Below are 20,253 nucleotides of genomic sequence, written 5' to 3'. Positions count from 1 at the left end.
CTTGCACGCGCGGTTCTTGCAGACGATCGGGTGGCCGTCGACCGCCTCGATCGGCAGGGGCATCGTGTCGTAAGTGCACGGCGTCGGCGGGAGAGGCCGGAGCGGTCGGGCCGGTCGGGTCGGTCGGGTCGGTCGGGTCGGTCGGGCCGGTCGGCGAGGTGCGCGAGCCGTACGCGGACGAGTGGGCGGTGCCCGCCGGCGCGATCCTGAGCATCCCCGAGGGTGCGGTCGTGGTCGTGGACGAGCCGCCCGCCGCCGAGCGCCGCGGCGTCGCGCTGCTGTTCTGCGACCTGGACGGGTTCAAGCACATCAACGACAACTTCGGTCACCACATCGGCGACGTGGTCCTCAAGGCGGTCGCCGAGCGGCTCACCGCCGCGGTGCGCGAGGGCGACACGGTGGCCCGGCTCGGTGGCGACGAGTTCGTCGTGCTCGCCGACGGGATAGGGCGCGAGGAGGCGGAGGAGATGGCGGTGCGGCTGCGCCGCGCGCTGTCCGTGCCGATCCCGGCCGAGGGTCTGGCGGTGCCGCTGGAGGGCGCGAGCTTCGGGATCGGCTGGGCGGAGGAGGCCGCCGAGCCCGAGGACCTGCTGCGGATCGCGGACGAACACATGTACGCGAACAAGCGGCGCCGCGACCGGGCCCAGCGTCGGGCGGGTTGAGCGCGCGACACGGCTGCCGCGATCGGCCCTGGCACGCCTCCCACGGTGGTGGATGTGTTGGGCGTCCCGGGTGAATCCGGTCACCGAATGGATGGATGGTTCGGGTCGGGCGCCGAGGGCGCGCACGGGCCGCGGGCGGGTGCGCGCCCGCGGCCATACGCGTCAGTAGGGCCTTTTCGTGACAGTCCCGTCACGCGGACAACGCCACTTGCCCCGCCCGTCGCCCGTTAGTGTGATGCCTGGTATTGACCAAGCTTGGCCTGGCGAGCGTAGGGAGGACTACCCGATGACGGCGGGTACCAACGGTGAACCTGAAGACCCGTACGGGTACCTCTATCGGCCGGCGCCGGGTGAGGAAGCGGCCGAGGGGACAGGGACGACCGGTGCGTACGGTTCTTCCGCCAATCGCATGATGCCGCAATACGTGCAGGTCGGGCAGATGAATTACGCGCAGCCCCCCGCACACACGCAGCCTCAGGCGGCGATCCCGGCGCAGCACGAACACGGTGGCGCACAGCCGCCCCCGCAGTCCCCGCCACGCGGTGGCGGCAGTGGCGGCGGTGGGCGGGGCGCGGTGATCGGTGCGGCGGTGGCGATCGTGCTCGTGATCGCGGTGATCGCCGGCGTGTTTCTGATGCAGGGCAACGACGACAAGGACAAGAAGGCGTCGCCGACCACGCCCGGTGCGGGTCGAACCACCGCTGCCCCGTCGCAGACGGCGCCGCCGTCCTCGGCGCCCTCGACGGCTCCCGGGGGCAAGTTCGCGGTGCAGGAGGCGGAGGACGCCTCGCCCAGCGGTGGCGCGGTGGCGGTGGCGGGGGTGCCCAACTCGACCGGCAGCGGCATGGTCGACATGCAGGCGCCCGGTTCGACCGTGACGGTGAAGCTGACCGCGCCCAAGGCCGGTACGTATTACCTGGCGGTGCGCTACGTCAACGCCGGGCCCAAGGACGACAACCAGAGCCTGTCGATCCTGGTCAACGGGACCGACTCGAAGAAGAAGTCGAACCTCAAGTCCTGGGGCACGGCGAACAGCGTTACCGGCACCTGGAACAACGTGACCCTGGTCGACGGTGCCAACGAGGTCGCCCTCACCTGCGCCGCCGGCGACAAGTGCAAGGTCGCGCTGGACCAGATCTGGTTGTCCGACCAGAAGCCGGACTTCAACAAGAAGGACTGACCCGGACCGGGTCCCCGGCCCGCACGCCCAGCAGGCGGCCCGCGTCGCCGCCGTTGACCGAGATGGCCAGCAGACCGGCGGAGTCCTCGTACCCGACGAGTTCCCCGGCGGGCACCTCGCCGAAGGTGTGGCGCAGGGGAACCCGGTACGTGCGTTCACCCACCTCGACCCGCAGCAGGTCGACGCCGGCGAAGTCCGTTACCGCCAGCGCGAGTTGCACGTTGCCGAAGTGGTCGACCGCGAGCACCTCGCCGGGCGCCGGATCGGGCGGCTCGACGGGGTCGCTCGCGGGCGGACCGACCTCGGCGAGCGGCGTGCCGAGCGCGAGATGGGCGGCGACCGGCGCGAACACGTCCCGGCCGTGGAAGGTCCGGGAGACCTTCGCCAGGGTGAGCGCGGGGTTGGTGATCTCGCGGATCTCCTCGATGCCGCCCAACGCGTGCGCGGCCCACGGAAGCAGGCCGTTGTCCGGCCCGACCAGCAGGTGGCCGCCCGCGCGCAGCACGATCGCCCGCCGCGTGGTGCCCACTCCGGGGTCGACCACCGCGATGTGCACGCTGCCCGCCGGAAACCACGGCACGGTCTGGGCCAGCACCAGTGCGCCGCGCCGCACGTCGCCGGGCGGCACCAGGTGGCTTACGTCCACGACCGGTACGGCGGGCGCGAGGCCGGCGATCACGCCGTGGCACGCGGCCACGAAGCCGTCGGCGAGCCCGTAGTCGGTGGTGAAGGTGATCCGGCGGGAAGTGGCCATTCCCGGAAGCTACCCGGTGACGGCCGCGTTCTCCCCGAGCACGTCGGCGAGTTCGGCCAGGATCCGGCGCTTGGGCCGGGCGCCGACGAACTGCCGTACCGGCTCGCCGTCGCGAAAGACCATGAAGGTCGGCATGGACAACACGCCGTAGCGGGCGGCGGTGCCCGGGTTGCGGTCGACGTCGAGCTTGGCCACCGCCAGGCCCGGCTCCTCGATCGCGATCTGCTCCAGCACCGGCTCCATCTGGCGACACGGACCGCACCATTGGGCGGTGAACTCGACCAGGGTCGGGCGGTCGGCGCGCAGCACGGCGGCGTCGAAGTCGGCGTCGGTGGCGTCGTGGACGTTCTTGGTCATCGGGACTCCTTGGTGAGCGGGCCGGTCAGCGCGCAGCGGGGCTCCGGCGGGTCGGGCAGGACCGAGGCGGCCCAGGTGGCCGGTGTCGCGGGCCGGTCGGCGTGCTCCCCCGCGGCGTGCGCGCGTTCGGTCTGGTCGAGTTGGGCGACCAGATGGGCCCGGATGCCCTGCATGCGGTCGATGCACGCATCGAGCTCGGCGAGCTTGCGTCGGTAGACCGCGACCGACGCGGGGCACTCGTCGCCCGCGTCGTGCCCGGCGCGCAGGCACTCCACGAACGGACGGGTCTCCTCCAGATCGAAGCCGATGCCCAGGAGCGCGCGGATCTCGCGGACCAGTCGGGCATCGTCCTCGTCGTAGTCGCGGTACCCGCTGCTGTTGCGCCGAGCGGACAGCAGACCGCGTTCCTCGTAGTAGCGCAGGGTTCGGGTGCTGGTCCCCGCGCGCTCCGCAAGTTCTCCGATGCGCATGTCCGAAACGGTAGACCTTGACGTTGACGTGAAGGCCAGGGGCGTCGGGGCGGCACCGGCCCGCGCGTGGGCGGTCACCGACGGTCGCCGGTGTTCGCCGGCCGGGCACACGGGCTCGGCCGGCGGGTGCGGCGGGTCGATCAGCTCGGGCTCGGGCCCGTGGGGTGGGTGTCGGGGGCACTCTGGCGCCGCACCGGGGCGCGGCCGGTGGGCTGGCCGGGCGGGGTGTCCCGGGTGAGCGGCGGGATGTCCAGGGTTATCGGCTTGCCCGGGATCAGTACGTGCTGCTCGCCGTGGTGCAGGAATGGCAGCTCGTCGCCCTCGCGCAGCGTGTACGTGGTCTGCTCGTGGGTGGTCTCCACCCGCAGCCGGGCGCCGCGCACCGACATCGAGAACGCCAGGCCGGTCAGGCCGACCGGCAGGCGCGGCTTGAACGACATGCACTCGCCGTGGTCGCGCAGCCCGCCGAAGCCCGCGACCAGCGCCACGCAGGTGCCCGCGAGGGAGGCCATGTGCAGGCCGTCCTTGGTGTTCTTGGCCAGGTCGTGCAGGTCCATCAGGGCGGCTTCGGCGGTGTAGTCCAGGGCCAGTTCGAGGTGGCCGACCTCGGCCGCCATGACCGCCTGCGTGCAGGCCGACAGGGACGAGTCGCGCACGGTCAGCGTCTCGTAGTAGTCGAAGTTGCGGCGCTTCTGCTCGTCGGTGAACGCGTCCCCGCGCACCTGCATGGCCAGTACAAGGTCGGCCTGCTTGACCACCTGTTTGCGGTAGATGTCGAAGTACGGGTAGTGCAGCATCAGCGGATAGTGGTCCGGCGGGGTGTTCTCGAAGTCCCAGATCCGATGCTTGGTGAAGCCGTCGGCCTGCGGGTGCACACCCAGGTCCTCGTCATAGGGGATGTACATCGCGTTCGCCGCGTCGCGCCAGCTCGCGGTCTCCTCGGTGTTCACCTCCAGCGCGCGGGCCTCGTGCGGGTGGCGCGCCACCGCGTCGGCCGCGGCCAGCAGGTTGGACTGCGCCATCAGGTTGGTGAACACGTTGTTGTCGGCGAGCGCGCTGTACTCGTCCGGGCCGGTCACGCCGTTGATCCGGAACAGGCCCGCCGCGTCGTGGTGGCCGAGCGAGCGCCACATCCGTGCCGTCTCGACCAGGATCTCCAGGCCGAAGTCGCGCTCGAAGTCCCGGTCGCCGGTGGCCTGCACGTAGCGCGCCACGGCGACCGCGATGTCCGCGCCGATGTGGAACGCCGCGGTGCCGGCCGGCCAATAGCCCGAGCACTCCTCGCCGCGGATCGTCCGCCACGGGAACAGCGCGCCCTTGAGCCCCAGTTGCGCGGCGCGCTCACGGGCCAGCGGCAGCGTCGAGTGTCGCCAGCGCAGCGCCTGCGCGACCGCGTGCGGCAGCCCGTACGTGAGCACCGGCAGCACGAACACCTCGGTGTCCCAGAAGCAGTGCCCGTCGTATCCGGGTCCGGTCAGTCCCTTCGCCGGGATGGCCCGCTCCTCGGCTCGGGCGCCCGCCTGGAGCACGTGGAACATCGCGAACCGCACGGCCTGTTGCAGCTCGACGTCGCCCTCGACCTCGATGTCGGAGTTGTCCCAGAACTGCTTGAGGTAGCCACGCTGCTCGTCGACCAGGCCGTGCCAGCCGGTGTATCGCGCGGCGGTCAGCGCGGCGGCGACCTGGTCGCGCAGCGCGGGCAGTGAGCGGGTGGAGGACCAGCCGTACGCGATGTACTTCACGATCCGCAGCTTCTGCCCGCGGTCGAGCACCGTGGTCACGCTGAACCGGGCCAGGTCGGCGGAGCTCTCAGCCTCCACGTACATGCTCTCGGGGCCCTCGACCTCGTGGTCCATGCCGACCGCGACGCGCAGCGCGCTGTGCTCGGTGCGGTGCACCAGGATCGCCTTGCTGCCGTTGTGCGTGTGCTCCTCGGGGCGCAGCGGCGCCTCCAGCACGGCGGCGGCGCGCGGGTCGGCGTTCGGCAGCGGCAGCTCCTCGTTGGTGACCAGCTCCGACTGGAGCACGATCCGAGCCGGGCCGTCTATCGGTTCGATCTCGTACTCGATCGCGGCGATCGAGCGCTGGGTGAGCGATACCAAGCGCTTGGAGGTGACCCGGACGGTGCGGCCGGCCGGCGAGGTCCACAGCGCGCGGCGGTGCAGGACGCCTTCGCGGAAGTCGATCGAGCGCTCGTGGTCCTGGGTCTGGCCGTAGCGCAGGTCGAACGGCTCGTCGTCGACCAGGAGTCGGATGATCTTGCCGTTGGTGACGTTGATGACGCTCTGGCCCGACTCGGGGTAGCCGTATCCGGCCTCGGCGTACGGCAGCGGGCGCAGTTCGAAGACGCCGTTGAGGTAGGTGCCGGGCAGGCCGTGCGGCTCGCCCTCGTCGAGGTTGGCGCGCAGGCCGATGTGGCCGTTGGAGAGCGCGAACACCGACTCGGACTGGGGCAGGTGGTCCAGGTCCAGGGTCTGTTCGGTGATCCCCCACGGCTCGACCGTGTAGGGGTGTCCGGTGTTCATGCCGTGCCCTCCGCCGAGGTCCGCTCGCCGGCCGCGTCGCCGGGCGCGGCGTCGAGGAGTTCGTCGAGATCCGCCACGACCATATCCGCGCCGTGCTTGCGCAACTCCGCGGCCTGACCGACCCGGTCCACGCCGACCACGTGGCCGAAGTCACCGGCCCGGCCGGCCGCGACGCCGGCCAACGCGTCCTCGAACACGGCCGCGTGCGCGGGGGCGACACCCAGGGCCTTCGCGCCGGCCAGGAAGGTGTCCGGCGCGGGCTTGCCCGACAGGCCGTCGCGTTTTGCCACCACGCCGTCCACGATTGCCTCGAACAGGTCGTCGATGCCCGCCGCGCGCAACACGTCCCGGCAGTTCGCGCTGGAGGACACCACGGCGCAGGGCAGCTTCGCCGCCCGCGCGGCGTGCACGTAGCGCACCGAGCCGGGGTAGACCTCCACGCCCCGGTCGTGGATCAGCCGCAACACCAGGTCGTTCTTGGCGTTGCTCAGCCCGTGCAAGGTGAACGTCCCGGGCGGGTCGCCCTCGTCGCCCACGGGCAGTTCGATGCCGCGCGACTCCAGGAAGGAGCGGGTGCCGTCCATGCGGGGTTTGCCGTCCACATACGTGTCGTAGTCGCGTCTGGGATCGAACGGGGTGAAGTCGGCGCCGTCGCGTTCGCGCAGGTAGTGGTCGAACATCTCCTTCCAGGCGACGCCGTGCACCTTGGCGGTCTGGGTCAAGACCCCGTCGAGGTCGAAGAGAAGCGCGTGGATGGTGTTCGGCAGCCCCAACATGGCGGGTTTACTGCCCCCGATGTGGGCTGGTTATCCGTGCGGTGATCTTTTCGGATGACACCTGGGACGAGATGGCGTGTCACGTGTGGTGCTTGAGCACGTTTTGACCGAAATGAGGTTGAATCCCAGAGGTGGCGCGCGTGGGGCGGCTACCGGACCACATGGCCCGCATTGACCAGAAGCATCTGGCCGGTGATGGCCTTGGCACGGTCCGAGAGGAAGAAGACGACGGCCTCGGCCACGTCGGCGTCGGTGGCCATTTCGGGCAGGGCCATCGGCGCCACGAGGCCGGCGAGGACCTCCGCGGCCGGCACCCCCGAGGCCTGCGCCTGGTAGTTCACGAAGGCCTCCACCAGCGGTCCCCACTTCCAGCCCGGAGTCACCGAGTTGACCCGGATCCGGTGCGGACCCAATTCGTGGGCGAGGGCGTAAGTGGCGGAGGTGAGCCCGCCCTTGGAGGCGGCATAGGCCATCTGCGGAGCCTGTGGCGGCGGGACCAACTGGGACTGGGCGGCGATGAAGACCACCGCACCGCCGCCGGCCTTGAGCGCGGGCAGCGCGGCCTTGGTCATCGCCAGGCTGCCGACCAGGTTGACCTCGACCACCCGGCGCAGCTCGGCGAAGTCGGTCGCCTCCAAGCCGCCGAACACGGTGTCCAGCGCCGCGCAGTTGACCAATCCGTCCACCGCGCCGAAGCGCTCCACGGCGAGGTCGACCAGGGCCCGGCAGGTCTCGTGCTCGGTGATGTCGGTCACCGCCCAGGCGACCCGCTTGCCGGTGGGGTCGACCTCCTCGGCGACCTTGACCAGGTTGGCCTCGGTCCGCGAGCCGAGCACCACGTTGGCGCCGTCACGTGCGGCGGCCAGGGCCACCCGACGGCCGAGACCCGGGCCCACGCCCGAGACGATCACGGTTTTGCCGTCCAGGATCATCGCAGCTCCGCCCACTCGTCCCGGCCGAGCCGGTCGGCCCGGCTGATGATCCGTCAGATTACGTTCGGGGCAAAGGCTTTGGCCAGACCCGGGGGACGGAGCGGGGCGGCGCGGCGCCGGAGCGCGCATCCGGACGAACCACCCGGCTCCACCCATTGCAATGTCCGACCGATGACCCTATTTTCGCTATCCGCCGGCTGACACGTGTCGAATCGCAGGGTGCATTCCGTCCGATTCACCCCTCCGTACACGTTGTTCGACCCGAATTTCACTCGACCGTCCCGGTCGGGTCGGTAACGGGTTTCGCGCAGCCGGTTCCGCTTCACGCACGAGACCCGAGTCGTCGAGCCCCACGGCGCGACGTTCCTCGGGCGTGCGGACCTTCTTGCCTACGGAGGACGAGATGGCCATTTTCGGCAGGAAACACGGGTTCACCCTCGCGGCCGGCGCTACCGCAGCCGCACTGCTCGCGGCGAGCGCGCCCGCTGCCGTGGCGAGCGACGACGCGCGCGGCGGCCAGGCACCGCGCAGGCTCAGCATCCTGATCAGCAACGACGACGGCCAGCAGGGGCCGTTCATCCGCGCACTGCAGCGGGCGCTCAAGGCGGTCGGCCACGACGCGGTGATCGTCGCGCCCGCCACCGACCAATCCGGCAAGGGCACCGGGATCAACGCGACACCCGGGTCGATCGTCAAGGCCGCCGAGGTCGAGCCGGGCATCTGGTCGGTCGAGGGCACCCCCGCCGACTCGGTCTCTTTCGCCCTCGCGAACGTGTTCCGGAACAAGAAGCCCGACCTGGTGGTCACCGGCATCAACCCGGGCCAGAACATCGGTGCGACCACGAACCACTCGGGCACGGTCGGCGCCTCGATCACGGCCGCGGAGAAGGGCATCCCGGCGGTCGCGTTCAGCGCCGAGTACAGCACCGCCGATCCGCGCAATCCGTTCCCGCAGATGGCCCAGGCGACGGCGTTCGCGACCCGGTTGGTGGACCGCCTCGCGGCCACCGCGAAGCGGACCGGGCCGGTGCTGCCCGTGCACACCACGCTCAACGTGAACTACCCGGCCAAGCCGACCGGCCGGGTGGAGACGACCAACGTGGGCGAGGCCGACGCGCTGGCCGTGAGCTATGTCAAGGACCCGTCCTGCGATACGTGCTACAAGCTCAACCTGGGCTTGGCCTCGGGGGTGACCGAACCGGTGCGCAACGCGGACACCACGGCGATCGCCCGGGGGTCGGTGTCGATCTCGATGCTGGACGCGGACTGGACGGTGCCGGGTTGGCAGTGGGGACAGCAGCCGCGCATGTTGGACGCGGTGGGCGTGCAACTGCGGCTGTCCGGCCTGAAGGCGTGACCTCGCGCTGACCCGGGCGGGGCCGGCTTCGGGCGGCCCCGCCCGGATTCGGCGGATCGCCGCACCGGGCCCGGCCGGGGGTTTCACGTGGAACCCCGGCGCGAGGTGCGGCGGGGGTTCGAAGGCGGGTCCTACTGGCCGTCGGAGGCTTCGTGCTCGGTGAGCAGGGCGACCAGTTCCTCGTGGGTGATCCCGTCCGGGAGCGGCGTGGGGGTGTGCCGCAGCGGCGGGTCCCAGCCGGACTCGGTGCGCCGGCGGACCACTTTCGCGGGCACGCCCGCCACCACGCAGTGGTCGGGGACCGTACCGCGAACCACCGAGCCGGCGCCGACCACCACGTTCCGGCCGAGTTTGGCGCCGGGCAGGATGATCGCGCCCGCGCCGATCCAACTGCCCGGACCGATCTCCACGGTGTCGTTGATGGGCCACTGGGTGCCGATCGGTCGATCCGGGTCGGCGTAGCTGTGGTTTTGATCGGTGATGTAGATGTACGGCCCGGTCCACACGTCGTCCGCGATGGTGATCGAGCGGTGTCCGACGATGTGACTGCCGCGCCCGATCGTGCACCGGTCGCCGATGGTGACCACCGCCGCCTTGCCCAGATCGTGTCCCGGCGCCAGCCCGGCGGACAGTGTGACGTGCTCGCCGATGATGCAGCCGGCGCCCACCGTGATCCACTGCTCGCCGAAGACCGAGCCGACCGGGAAGGCGAGCTTGCTGCGCGCGCCCAACTCCCGGAAGCGGTACGGGCCGGGCTGCTCCGCGGTGATCGAGGCGGCGCGTTGCAGCGCACGCCAGCCTCGGTGCGCGGCGCGCGAGAGGGCACCCCGGGCGTGCCCGCGCAGGGCTTGCGACAGCGACATGGAGATCACGTTACCGACGCTCGCGCGAGGGTCGGCGGGACGTGGGACGAACGTCACGCCGGGCCGATCCGGGCCGGTCGGGGGTTGGCATCCGACGGCTTCTGTAACAGTGTTACTGCCTGCCGGGCCGGTGTTTCCGGTATCGGGTGAGCGAACCAGCCAGGGGAGTGGACATGCGTGCCGTCATCATCAACGGAACCCGGGACGTGAGCGTGGAGACGGTCGCGGACCCGGTGCTCACCGGTCCGGACGGGGCGATCGTGCGGGTCGAGGCAAGTGCGGTGTGTGGCTCGGACCTGCACTTCTACGAGGGCGAGTTCCCGGCCGCCGGGCTGCGGCCGGGGCACGAGGTGGTGGGCACGGTGATCGAGACCGGCGCCGAGGTGGGCCAAATCGCGGTGGGTGACCGGGTGCTGGTGTCGCCCGTGCTCGGCTGCGGGCGGTGTGCGGGCTGCCGGGTGGGCAACCCGATCGACTGCGTCGGTGGCGGCATGCGGGTGCTCGGCGGCGACCTCGGGCTGCCCGGCGGGCATGCCGAGGCGGTGGCGATCCCGGCCGCCGACGCATGGCTGCTCCCGGTGCCGGAGGACGTCGCGGTGGACCACGCGGTGCTGCTCACCGACGCGTTGCCGACCGGCTGGACGGCGGCGACCCGGGCCGACATCACGCCGGGCGCGACGGTGCTGGTGATCGGGCTCGGGCCGGTCGGCCTGTACGCCCTCCAGGCGGCCCAGGTGCTCGGCGCGGGCCGGATCCTGGCGGCGGACCGGGTACCGGCGCGACTCGCGATGGCCGAGCGGCTGGGGGCGGAGCCGATCGACGCGAGCGCGGGCGACCTGGTCCAGCAGGTCATGGCGGCCACCGGTGGCCGGGGTGCGGACGCGGTGATCGAGGCCGTCGGGCAGGACGCGACGCTGGCTGCGGCGATCGCCTCGGTACGCACGTCGCGCACCGTTTCGGTGGTCGGCGTCGATGCGAACTTCGCGTTCCCGCTCGCGGTTCCGCTGCTGATCATCCGCAACGTCACGCTGCGCTTCAGCACGGCGCCGGTGGCATCCACGTGGCCGACCCTGATCCCGCTGATCCGGCACGGCCGACTCGTCCCGGTCGACGTGTTCACCCACCGCCTGCCGCTCACCGAGGCGGCGAACGGATACCGCACCTTCGCCGACCGCACGGACGGCTGCCTCAAGGTCCTGTTCGACCCGACCCACTGACCCGGAAACGGCGGGGCGCCCGCTCCGGGGCCGGGGTGGGCGCCGCGTCGGAGTGCTCGTCCGCTTCGCGGCTGGGCCGGGGTGGGCGCTGCGTCGGATTCGTGGGCCGCTTGCTTCGTGGCGAGGCACACGTCCGCTCCGCGGCCGAGGCCGGGTCGGGGTGGGCGCCGTGTCGGGTTGGCGGGCGGTTGCTCCGGTGCCCGCGCCTGTCGCCCGATCGCTCCGCGCCGGGGTGCTCGTCCCCTACGGGGCCGGTTGCTCGTCCGCTCCGCGGCCGTCGGCCGGCCGACGGCTCCGGGCGCCGCGCCCGTGGTGCGTGAGGCACAAGGTGCGGCGTTGGGGTGGTTGGCGGTGCCGCCGGTGGGCCGTTGCGGTTGGGCGCTGGTGGGCCGGACGGGCGGGGGTTCGGCCGCGTAGCGGACGTGCGTCCCGGCGCGGAGCGACCGGCACGTGGCCGCAGAGCGGACAGGCATCCGGCTGCGGGAGGCTTCCCGGTTTTTGTGGCCCTGCCGGTTGCCCCGCTCGCCGTCAGCCCTTCCGTCAAGCGGCCGGCCGCGGGAGGTGCCCTCGGCCCTGGGGCCCTGGCGATCTTATCCGTGTTTTGTCCGCCTTTCCGTCGAGCGATCGGCGGGCACGTTGTCATGGCCGGGCGTGGGCGGTCGGTGGGGGCTGGTCCTTCGATGTTCGTTCCGGTCCGCGCTGCCGACCTGTCGGGAAGGGGTGGCTTCGTCGCCCGATGGGCGTACTGCCGACGCGCCGTCACGAAGAAATGTCCTATTTACCCCACTATGAGAGCCGGATATGGCGACCTGCGCAGGGAGAAGACGGATGAGCGACGGCGGAATGAACCTTCCCGGTGGACTCGGCGGCCTTCTGGGCGGGCTTCTCGGTGGACGGGGCGGCAGCGGTGACCAAGGCCTGGTGCGGGTGCTGCTGGGCATGCTGACCAAGCAGGGCGACTCCGGCGGGCTGGGTGCGCTGTTGTACAAGCTCCAGGCGGGTGGCCTGGGTGAGCAGACCAAGTCCTGGGTGGAGACCGGTCGCAATCAGCCGGTGAGCGGTAAGGAACTCACCGATGCGCTCGGTGAGGACGAGATGATCCGCCTCGCCGGCCAGGCCCAGATGACCAAGGAGGAGACCGCCGCGGCCTTGGCGGCGACTCTGCCGCGGGTGGTGGATGCGGTGACGCCCGAGGGCGAGGTGCCGGCCGCCGAACAGATCGACGCGCTGGTCGACCCGACGGCGGCCTCGACGACGGCTCCCGCGACCGCCCCGGGTGGGGAGTTGCGGGTGACCCGGGCCACGGGCGACGCGGCGACCGAAGCCGAGGCGGCAGCCGCCCCCGCGCCGGACTCCGAAACCGCGCCCACGCCGGAAACGGCGTCCGACGCCGAAGCGAAGTCCGCTCCCGACGCCGCCCGAAAGCCCGGCGTGCGTTCGAAGCCCGCCCCCGACGCCGCCCCGAAGCCCGATGGCCGCCCGAAGCCGGGGCCCGGCGCCGTCCCGAAGCCCGCCCCCGCTGCCGCCCCGAAGCCTGGCCCCGGCCCGAAGGCCGCTCCCGACGCTGCCCCGAAGCCCGCCGCCGCCCCGAAGCCTGCCCCCGCCGCAGCCCCGAAACCTGGCGCCGCCCCAAAGCCTGCCCCCGCCGCCGCCCCGAAGCCTGGCGCCGCCCCAAAACCCGCCCCCGGCGCTCACACCGAGTCGAAGCCTGAGGTCAAGCCCGAGGGGTCGGGGTGAACTCGCAGTCCATGTGTTTGATGCCGTTGATGAAACTCGAGCGCAGCCGCTGTGGCTCGCCGACCCTCCGGATGTCCGGCAACCGGGCCAGCAACTCCCGGAACAGCAGCGTGATCTCGCGGCGAGCCAGGTGCGCGCCGAGGCAGAAGTGTGGGCCGCGTGCGCCGAAGCCGACGTGCGGGTTCGGGTCGCGGGTGACGTCGAAGCGCCCGGGGTCGGCGAACACCGCGTCGTCCCGGTTCGCCGACCAGTAGAACAGCAGCAGCTTGTCGCCGTCGCGCACCCGCTTGCCGTTCAGGTCGGTGTCCCGGGTGGTGGTGCGCCGCATCCACACCACGGGGGACGCGAGCCGGACGATCTCCTCCACGGCGGTCGGTGCGTACCGCTCGAAGTCCGAGAGCCAGAGCCGGCGTTGGTCCGGATTATCGGTCAGCAGCCACAGGCCGTGCGAGATGGCGTTGCGAGTGGTCTCGTTGCCTGCGGCCAGCAACAGGATGAAGAACGAGGCGAGTTCGTCCGTGGTCAGGCTCTCTCCATCGATCTCCGCGTTCACCAGGGCCGAGGTGACGTCCTCAATCGGCGTACCGCGTCGGAACTCGGCCAGACCCTTCACCAGTTCGGCGAGTTCGGCACCCGCGGTGAGCAGTGCCTCGATGTGGCCGCCGCCCTCCTGGGGCACGTACTCCGGGTCCGCGACGCCGAGGATCACGTTCGAGCGGTCGAAGACGAAGCGGTGATCCTTCTCCGGTATGCCCATCATGTCGCAGATGACCCGGAGTGGGAGCCGGGCCGCGACGTCGGTGACGAAATCGCACGAGCCACGCTCGGCCACCTCGTCGACGATGGTCTTGGCGGTGCGGTCCACGTCGTCCGAGAATTTCTTGATCATCCTGGGCGTGAACGTGCGGGCGACGATTCGGCGCAGCCGCTGGTGCCGTGGGTCGTCCATTTCGATCATGGAGCCGAAGAACTCACCGAACCCCGGCGGGAAATCGGGAATGTGGGTCGCGCCGCGGCCCGAACAGAAGTCCTCGGGTCGACGGGTGGCCTCCGCGACGTCCGCGTGCCGGGTCAGCGCCCAGAAGCCGGGACCGGGCTCCAGCGGGCTCTCCGGCTCCGGGTAGTACGGCATCGGCCACGTCTCGCGCAGATGCGCGAAGCCCGCCTCGCGGGCGGCCTGCGGGCCCGACCAGAAATCCAGGTCGGCGAGCGGGACCTGCGCCGGCCAGGTCCGGGGATTGGGGTCGGTGGTGCTCGGTCCAGCCGCCTCGGCCGTCATGCCGGTCACTCCGATCGCGCGTTGTTACTCGCGGGTTCGGTATCAGTGCAGCACACATGCGTTCGCCGATCCAGCGCTCTCAGGTGGTGATCGCGCCGCCGTTGACCTGGATGGTCTGGCCGGTGATCCACGCGGCCTCGTCGGAGGCGAGAAAGACGCAGGTCGCGCCCGCGTCCTGGGGGGTGCCGAGCCGACCGACCGGGATGTGTTTGGCCTGTTCGGCGGTGTGCGCGAGGTCGCGGCCGCTGGGACGGGGGTCCATCAGGCCCAGCGCGACTGTGTTCGCGGTGACGCCGTCGCGGGCGCTCTCCATCGCGAGGTGGCGCATGAACGCGATGGCGCCGCCCTTCGCGGCCCCGTACAGCGAGATGCCGAACGACTGGCCGCTGACGCCCGCGGCCGACGCGATGGTGATCACCCGCCCGAAGCGGCGCGCACACATCCCGTCCAGCACCGCCTTCGTGCAGGCCATCACGCCGAACAGGTTGACGTCGGCGAAGCGTTGCCAGTCCTCGGGCACACTTTGGCGGAACCTGGTCGGGCGAAATCCCTCGGCGCCGCCGTTGCCCGCGTTGTTGACCAGGATGTCGATCGGCGCGACGGCGCGTTCGAAGGTGCGCACGGCCAAGAGCGCGGCCTGCGGGTCGGTCACGTCGAACACGGTGGTGAACGCACGGCCGCCGGCGGCGCGGATCTCGGCGCAGGTGTGTTCGGCGCGCTCGGGGTCGAGGTCGTTCACCGCCACGATCGCACCCTGCGCGGCGAGCAGGCGGGCGATGCCCGCGCCGACGCCCTGGCCCGCGCCGGTGACCATTGCCGACCTGCCGTCGAGTGCGAACACGCGGGTCCCCCGGGGTGATCGATGAGCTCGACGGCGACGCGGGCGCACGGCGTCGATCTTGACGCGCGCAGCCAACCACCGGCCTCTACACGTGTCAATGCTGGACTCCATCAATTACCTTCTGTGGGTCGGGATGCGCACCTAGACTGTGGAACGCCCGCCTCCGCCATACGAAACCGTATGGCGTTGCTTCCCCTCCGGAGGACTCGTCCAGTGCCCCCGTCAGCCGAGTCGCCCGCTCCTTCCTCGGAACGACACGAGTCGCGGCATCACGTCCAGACCGCGCTCGAACGCCTGATCCGACTCCAGCAGAGCCGTCGCGTGCACGGCGAACTCACCAGCGCCTCGCGGGCACAGGTCTCGCAGCCTGCGGTGGTGCTGCTGACCCGATTGCAGGCGGGCGGCGGCGGGCTGGCCATCGGCGACCTGGCCAAGCTGGCCCGGATGGACATGTCGCTGGTCAGCCGGGAGTTGCGCAAGCTGGAGACGGACGAACTGGTCACCCGGACCACCGACGCGCGCGACGGTCGGATCACCCGGGTGGGACTGACCCCCAAGGGTCGAGGTGTGGTCCGGCGGCTGCGCCGGGTGCGCGACCGGCACTTCGAGGAGGCGCTGTCCGGCTGGACGGACGACGACCTCGCCACGCTCGGCACGCTGATGGGCCGCTTCGTCGACGACCTGTCCGCGGTCCGCTATCGCGAGGCCGACGAGCCGGGCTGAGTCCGGGTCCGCGTCCACCCCTTGCCCTTCCGGGCGTCCCACCGTCCTCATCCTCGTCCGCCCCTTTGCATGCGACCGGGCTGGACACGGTCCGTGTGTCCACCAGACTGTGTCGCGGGACCGGGCGGTTGTCTTGCTCCGGGTCGAACCCGTGTCGTGCCGGCAACCGTTACCCGGTCGCGGCACCTGCGCGCCCACCGGCGCGCGCCGACGTGCGGCGGTTGGACGAAGTGGGAAGAAGGGGACGCACCGTGGGAGAGCTGCACTGGGTCGGCCACGACCGCGCCCGGATCGCATGAGCGCCATATTGCGCGGCACCGGGGCCGCACCGGGTTCCGCGGTCGGCCGGCTCGTGGTGGCCCGGGTCGGCGCGGGCGGCGTGGTGACTCCGGCGGCGCCGGCCGATGTCCCGGAGGCGCTGGACACCGTGGCCCGGCACATGGACGACCTGGCCGGCGCGCTGCGCACCCGCGGACGATCGGCGGAGGCGGACATCGTCGAGTTCGCCGCCCTGATCGCACGGGACCGCGAACTGCGCGACGGCGCAGCGCGACACCTCGCGGCGGGCCTGGCACCGATCGACGCGCTGGCCGCGGCCGTACACGACTTCGCCGACCTGCTGGCTGGCTTCGACGACGAACTGATCGCCGAGCGTGCGGTGGACGTGCGCGACGTGGGCCGGCAGGCCGAGGCGCTGCTGCGCGGCGAGGACCCGACCGGCGGGCAACTCCCGGGCGGGGCACCGGCGGTGTTGGTCGGCGCGGAACTGGCGGCGATGGACCTGCTGCGCGGTCCGCAGCCGGCGGCGGCGGTCTCCGAGCGGGGTGGACCGACCGGGCATCTGGCGATCGTGGCCCGGTCGTTGGGGATACCGCTGGTCCTGGGCATCCCGGTGGCGGCGCTGGCCGACCTGGCCGAGGACCTGATCCTGGTGGACGGCGAGGCCGGCACGGTCGAGGCCAACGCGGGCGCGCGAGTGCGTACGATCCCGGCGCCTCGGCGGGTGCCCGGTGGCGGCGCGGGGCAGGCGATGACCCGGGACGGGCGGCGCATCCGGGTCCGGGCGAACGTGGCCACCGTCTCGGACGCGCTCGCGGCAGCCGAGGCGGGCTCCGAGGGGGTCGGCCTGTTGCGTACCGAACTGCCGTTCCTGGCCGAGGAGTCGGACTGGCCGGATGAAGAGCGTCAAGTGGCCGTGCTGGCACCGGTGTTGGCCGCGCTGCCGCCGGGGCCGGTCGTGGTGCGCACCCTGGACTTCACCGGCGACAAACGACCACCCTTCCTGCGCGACCGGCGCATCGCGCTGCCCGGATCGGACGCGCTGACCGCGCAGTTGCGCGGGATCATGCGCGCGGCGGCCGAGACGGGCGTGGAGGTCGCGCTGTTGTTGCCGATGGTCGACCATCCGCGGCGGATCAAGCATGTCCGGGGCCTGCTCGCCGCCGCCTGCGCGGAGTTGGGCCTGGCCCCGCCGCCGCTGGGCGCGATGGTGGAACTGCCCCAGGTGCTCGACCAGGTGGACGACCTCGCCGAGCACGCCGACTTCCTGTCACTGGGCACCAACGACCTGACCTCCCGGCTGCTCGGGCTGAGTCGGGACGACCCGCGGCTGACCCCCGCCTCGGCGGCCGACCCGCGAGTGTTGGACGCCATCGCGCAGACCATCCGGGCCGGGCACGCGCGCGGTCGCGCGGTGTCGCTGTGCGGGGACGCGGCGGCGGATCCGGCGGTGCTGCCGCATCTGGTCCGGCTCGGCTGTGACGCGGTGTCGGTGGCGCCGACCGCGCTGTCGCGGGTGCGGGCGGCGGTGCGGGCGTACTGACGCGCGCCGCCGTGGACGGAAGCGGGGCGGGGTGGGCCGGTCGGCGTCCGAGGTCGGGCGCGGTGTCCGTGGAGATCATCGGACAATTCGATGGGGTCGATCGGGGCCGGCTCGGATAATGCGGACATGTGAAAGACGTATACGCACTTGGACGGCCGCCTGCGCAAGTTCATCGAGGCCCAACCGGTCTTCTTCGTGGCCGGCGCGCCGCTCGCCGAGGACGGGCACGTCAATGTGTCACCCAAGGGGCGCTCCGGCACGCTCGCCGTGCTGGACGACACCACGGTGGCCTATCCGGATTTCGGCGGCAGCCATGCCGAGACCATCGCGCACCTGCGGGAGAACGGCCGGATTACGCTGATGTGGTGCGCGTTCGAGGGCCCGCCGAAGATCGTCCGGGTGCACGGGGTCGGCGAGGCGGTCTTCCGCGACGACCCGCGCTTTCCCGACCTGGTGGCGCGGTTCGGCGAGGCGGACTCGGGCGGGCTGCGGGCGGTCGTGGTGGTGCGCGCGACGCTGATCAGCGACACCTGCGGCTACGCGGTCCCGTTCATGGACTACCGCGAGGAGCGCACGCTGCACGACGAGTTCATGTCCCGCAAAACCGACGCGGAGTTCGTCGAGTACACCGCGAGCAAGCCCTACAACGTGGCCGGCATCGACGGCCTCCCCGCCGTCCCCCTGCCGCTGCCCCTGCGCGGCCGGCGCCGGCCCGTGCCCGCCCCGCGGACCGGCCCGGAGCCGGGTATGTGGTCCGCGTGACCGCTCGACCGCTTGGCGGATACCGTGCCACGCGGAGCGGGTTCGTGCGACCGAGCCGGGGGCGACGGTGACCGAGGCGATCGAGACCGTGATCACGTGCCACTACTTCCATCGGGGCGGCCATATCGTCCGCTACCGCCCCGAGTCGGGACTGGGCACCGTGCTCGACCAGCGCGCGGCCGGGGCGAGGAGCCCGCGCTGCGTCGGGCACTTCGGCGAGCTCTCCGGGATCCCGGTCGCGCTGTACCGGCACCGCGGCGCCGCCTGGCTTCAGGTCGCCCGCCGGCGGATCCGGGTCGTGCCGTGTCTGCGACCGCACTGGCAACGCGTTGACGATCGCGGACCGAACACTCCCGGGCGCCGGTTGCGGATCGACGCCAACGGGGTCGAACTCCTCGACCTCGGCTACCGGATCGAGCCGTGGTGGTACGAGTTCGACTTCACGCCCATGGTCGAGGAGGAGCACTTCGACTATGGCCTGTTCGTCGCCGAGATGCTGCGCTCACCGAGTCGATGGGCGCTGCTGGAGCCTTGAGCGGGCGGGCCGGGTCAGCCGGTGTGCGGGCCGCCCTGTTGGGGGTACTGCGTGTACGGGTTCGGGGTTTGGGCCGGGTAGCCGGCGGGGGGCTGCGGGGGTCCGGCAGGGTACTGGTTCGGGGCCGGTGGGGTCTGCGGAGCCTGGCCGGGGTACTGGTTCGGAACCTGCGGGGCCTGGCCGGGGTACTGGTTCGGAGCCTGCGGTGGCTGCGGGGCGTACTGGTTGGGCACCTGGCCGCCGTAGGGCTGCTGTTGGGCGCCGGAGGCGGCGTGTGCGTCGATGAGGAAGCGGAAGATCCATTCGCCCTCGGCGCGCCACGGACGGGGGAAGTTGAGTTTGGCGGGGCGGTCCTTGCCAGGGAACCAGAAGTGCATCCGGCTCCAGGTCTTGTTGATCTTCAGCTCGGAGAGCAATCCGCCGGCCTGGGCGTGCGTCAGTGCGTAGGCGACCTCCTTGGGCCTGCTGGAGAGTGCACTCGCCTTGTGGAACATCACCCCCTGCTGGGTGACGGTGAAGAAGTAGTAGTCGGACATCGACGCCCCGATCAATGCGCCGATCCCGCCGAACAACGCGAAGAGCATTGGATTCGGGCCGCGGACGACGAACATCGTGGCGAGCGGCTGATCGCCCGGATTGGCCGCGGTCACCGCCTCCGCGATCTGCCGTTGCATCGTTGCCTTGCGGACCGCCATGTGCGTCGCCTCCCCGTGGAGCCACCACCGCGGTTGCGGCAGGGGGATCAGAGATTAACGGTGCGACCCGGGCCCGGGGGTCGCGGTCGGGCAAAAATCCCGACCCGATCCGAGCGCCCCGGCTCACCGGCTGCCGCTGAGCGGAATGCGAACGGCACTGCGACGGGAGGCGACCGGGCACCGTGTGCGGGAGGAACACGGACACCGCCGCCACCACAGGAGCATGGACGTTGGGCGGGCCGATTCCCGCGCGCGCAGGGTTCGTTCGCGCGCGACGGCGACACGTTCACCGGATGGGGCCGGGCGGCGGTGGACCGGCTCGGGAGGTACGCGTTCACCACCGTGCGGCCCGGCGCGCCGAGCGGCGACGCGGAACCCGTACCCGGCCATGTCGGTGTTCGCGCGCGGCCTGCTGCGCCGGGCGGTCCCGCGCGTGTACTCCCCCAGGACGACCGCCACGCGGACCCGCTCTTCGCGCTGGTTCCGCCGACTCGGCATGAGACGCTGATCGCGGTGTGGGAGGAATCGGGCTCCTACCGCTTCGACGTGTACATCCAGGGCGAGCAGGAGACCGTTTTCCTTGCTGTTTGACGCTGATTCAGTCGACGCCGGGCTGCCGGAGCCGGTCCGGGCCGGGACCGCCGTCGAGGCGGCCACGAGCGACGCGGCACACCTGCGAGCCCTGCTCGACGTCGAGGTCGCGCCGGCCCGGGCCGGCTCCGGCAGCCCGGCGTCGACTGAATCAGCGTCAAACAGCAAGGAAAAC

Annotated in this window: 19 protein-coding genes and 2 pseudogenes; 11 read left to right on the top strand and 10 right to left on the bottom strand. The window is 71.7% G+C overall.

Annotated elements, in window-relative coordinates; translation table 11 throughout:
• Positions 1 to 263: 263 nt before the first annotated feature.
• Positions 264 to 662: pseudogene (locus ABZS54_RS34780) on the top strand (GGDEF domain-containing protein); the annotation flags it as partial.
• 409 nt (positions 663 to 1,071) lie between these two features.
• Positions 1,072 to 1,842: a hypothetical protein gene (locus tag ABZS54_RS34775; RefSeq protein ID WP_355545469.1), complete on the top strand. Its 771-nt coding sequence runs from the start codon at positions 1,072 to 1,074 to the stop codon at positions 1,840 to 1,842.
• Here ABZS54_RS34775 and ABZS54_RS34770 read toward each other — a convergent pair.
• The 6 genes from ABZS54_RS34770 to ABZS54_RS34745 form a co-directional block, all read right to left on the bottom strand.
• Entirely contained in the window at positions 1,826 to 2,596 is a 771-nt protein-coding gene (locus ABZS54_RS34770; protein ID WP_355545466.1) for an SAM-dependent chlorinase/fluorinase, read from the bottom strand. The two genes, ABZS54_RS34775 and ABZS54_RS34770, sit on opposite strands and share 17 nt — an antisense overlap.
• Before the next feature lie 9 nt (positions 2,597 to 2,605).
• Positions 2,606 to 2,953 carry a thioredoxin gene (gene trxA / locus ABZS54_RS34765; protein WP_355545463.1) on the bottom strand — a complete coding sequence of 116 codons (348 nt, stop codon included), beginning with the start codon at positions 2,951 to 2,953 and terminating at the stop codon, positions 2,606 to 2,608.
• The gene (locus tag ABZS54_RS34760) at positions 2,950 to 3,423 is read right to left on the bottom strand and encodes a MerR family transcriptional regulator (RefSeq protein WP_355545460.1); all 474 of its coding nucleotides are present in this window, start codon (positions 3,421 to 3,423) and stop codon (positions 2,950 to 2,952) included. The genes trxA and ABZS54_RS34760 overlap by 4 nt, the downstream gene beginning before the upstream one ends.
• Positions 3,424 to 3,563: 140 nt before the next feature.
• A complete protein-coding gene (locus tag ABZS54_RS34755) occupies positions 3,564 to 5,948 on the bottom strand; it encodes a glycoside hydrolase family 65 protein (protein ID WP_355545457.1) in 2,385 nt (794 codons plus the stop codon).
• Positions 5,945 to 6,724 carry a beta-phosphoglucomutase family hydrolase gene (locus ABZS54_RS34750; RefSeq protein WP_355545453.1) on the bottom strand — a complete coding sequence of 260 codons (780 nt, stop codon included), beginning with the start codon at positions 6,722 to 6,724 and terminating at the stop codon, positions 5,945 to 5,947. The genes ABZS54_RS34755 and ABZS54_RS34750 overlap by 4 nt, the downstream gene beginning before the upstream one ends.
• A 149-nt stretch (positions 6,725 to 6,873) precedes the next feature.
• Positions 6,874 to 7,656 (bottom strand): SDR family oxidoreductase, encoded by a 783-nt coding sequence (locus ABZS54_RS34745; RefSeq protein WP_355545450.1) that lies wholly within the window; start codon positions 7,654 to 7,656, stop codon positions 6,874 to 6,876.
• Between the two features lie 403 nt (positions 7,657 to 8,059).
• Between ABZS54_RS34745 and surE the strand changes: the two genes are divergently transcribed.
• The gene (gene surE, locus ABZS54_RS34740; protein ID WP_355545447.1) at positions 8,060 to 9,013 is read left to right on the top strand and encodes a 5'/3'-nucleotidase SurE; all 954 of its coding nucleotides are present in this window, start codon (positions 8,060 to 8,062) and stop codon (positions 9,011 to 9,013) included.
• A gap of 131 nt (positions 9,014 to 9,144) precedes the next feature.
• On the opposite strand, the gene ABZS54_RS34735 is transcribed toward surE, so the two are convergent.
• The gene (locus tag ABZS54_RS34735; protein ID WP_355545444.1) at positions 9,145 to 9,876 is read right to left on the bottom strand and encodes an acyltransferase; all 732 of its coding nucleotides are present in this window, start codon (positions 9,874 to 9,876) and stop codon (positions 9,145 to 9,147) included.
• 173 nt (positions 9,877 to 10,049) lie between these two features.
• On the opposite strand from ABZS54_RS34735, the gene ABZS54_RS34730 reads away from it, so the two are divergent.
• The gene (locus ABZS54_RS34730; protein ID WP_355545441.1) at positions 10,050 to 11,093 is read left to right on the top strand and encodes an alcohol dehydrogenase catalytic domain-containing protein; all 1,044 of its coding nucleotides are present in this window, start codon (positions 10,050 to 10,052) and stop codon (positions 11,091 to 11,093) included.
• 828 nt (positions 11,094 to 11,921) lie between these two features.
• Positions 11,922 to 12,830: a YidB family protein gene (locus ABZS54_RS34725; protein ID WP_355545439.1), complete on the top strand. Its 909-nt coding sequence runs from the start codon at positions 11,922 to 11,924 to the stop codon at positions 12,828 to 12,830.
• Here ABZS54_RS34725 and ABZS54_RS34720 read toward each other — a convergent pair.
• Both ABZS54_RS34720 and ABZS54_RS34715 read right to left on the bottom strand, forming a co-directional pair.
• The gene (locus ABZS54_RS34720) at positions 12,808 to 14,109 is read right to left on the bottom strand and encodes a cytochrome P450 (protein WP_355545436.1); all 1,302 of its coding nucleotides are present in this window, start codon (positions 14,107 to 14,109) and stop codon (positions 12,808 to 12,810) included. The two genes, ABZS54_RS34725 and ABZS54_RS34720, sit on opposite strands and share 23 nt — an antisense overlap.
• A gap of 79 nt (positions 14,110 to 14,188) precedes the next feature.
• On the bottom strand, positions 14,189 to 14,950 hold the full coding sequence (locus tag ABZS54_RS34715; RefSeq protein WP_355545433.1) for an SDR family NAD(P)-dependent oxidoreductase: 762 nt from the start codon (positions 14,948 to 14,950) through the stop codon (positions 14,189 to 14,191).
• Between the two features lie 213 nt (positions 14,951 to 15,163).
• Between ABZS54_RS34715 and ABZS54_RS34710 the strand changes: the two genes are divergently transcribed.
• The 4 genes from ABZS54_RS34710 (at position 15,164) to ABZS54_RS34695 (ending at position 18,792) form a co-directional block, all read left to right on the top strand.
• Complete coding sequence (locus ABZS54_RS34710) at positions 15,164 to 15,673, top strand: MarR family transcriptional regulator (RefSeq protein WP_355545430.1); 510 nt, start codon at positions 15,164 to 15,166, stop codon at positions 15,671 to 15,673.
• Positions 15,674 to 15,968: 295 nt separating this feature from the next.
• Entirely contained in the window at positions 15,969 to 17,495 is a 1,527-nt protein-coding gene (locus ABZS54_RS34705) for a putative PEP-binding protein (RefSeq protein ID WP_355545427.1), read from the top strand.
• A 147-nt stretch (positions 17,496 to 17,642) separates the two neighbouring features.
• The gene (locus ABZS54_RS34700) at positions 17,643 to 18,257 is read left to right on the top strand and encodes a pyridoxamine 5'-phosphate oxidase family protein (protein WP_355545424.1); all 615 of its coding nucleotides are present in this window, start codon (positions 17,643 to 17,645) and stop codon (positions 18,255 to 18,257) included.
• Positions 18,258 to 18,324: 67 nt separating this feature from the next.
• A complete protein-coding gene (locus ABZS54_RS34695; protein ID WP_355545421.1) occupies positions 18,325 to 18,792 on the top strand; it encodes a hypothetical protein in 468 nt (155 codons plus the stop codon).
• Between the two features lie 14 nt (positions 18,793 to 18,806).
• Here ABZS54_RS34695 and ABZS54_RS34690 read toward each other — a convergent pair whose 3' ends face one another.
• Positions 18,807 to 19,487 carry a hypothetical protein gene (locus ABZS54_RS34690; RefSeq protein ID WP_355545418.1) on the bottom strand — a complete coding sequence of 227 codons (681 nt, stop codon included), beginning with the start codon at positions 19,485 to 19,487 and terminating at the stop codon, positions 18,807 to 18,809.
• 309 nt (positions 19,488 to 19,796) lie between these two features.
• On the opposite strand from ABZS54_RS34690, the gene ABZS54_RS34685 reads away from it, so the two are divergent.
• Together ABZS54_RS34685 and ABZS54_RS34680 are read left to right on the top strand one after the other, a co-directional pair.
• Positions 19,797 to 20,078 (top strand): hypothetical protein, encoded by a 282-nt coding sequence (locus ABZS54_RS34685; RefSeq protein WP_355545415.1) that lies wholly within the window; start codon positions 19,797 to 19,799, stop codon positions 20,076 to 20,078.
• Positions 20,068 to 20,253: pseudogene (locus ABZS54_RS34680) on the top strand (hypothetical protein); the annotation flags it as partial. The gene ABZS54_RS34685 and the pseudogene ABZS54_RS34680, both read left to right, overlap by 11 nt.

It is taken from the genome of Embleya sp. NPDC005575, assembly GCF_040605455.1.
Classification (GTDB): Bacteria; Actinomycetota; Actinomycetes; order Streptomycetales; family Streptomycetaceae; genus Embleya.
Note: the sequence above shows the minus strand (reverse complement) of the source record. Positions and strands in the feature narration are given on the sequence as shown.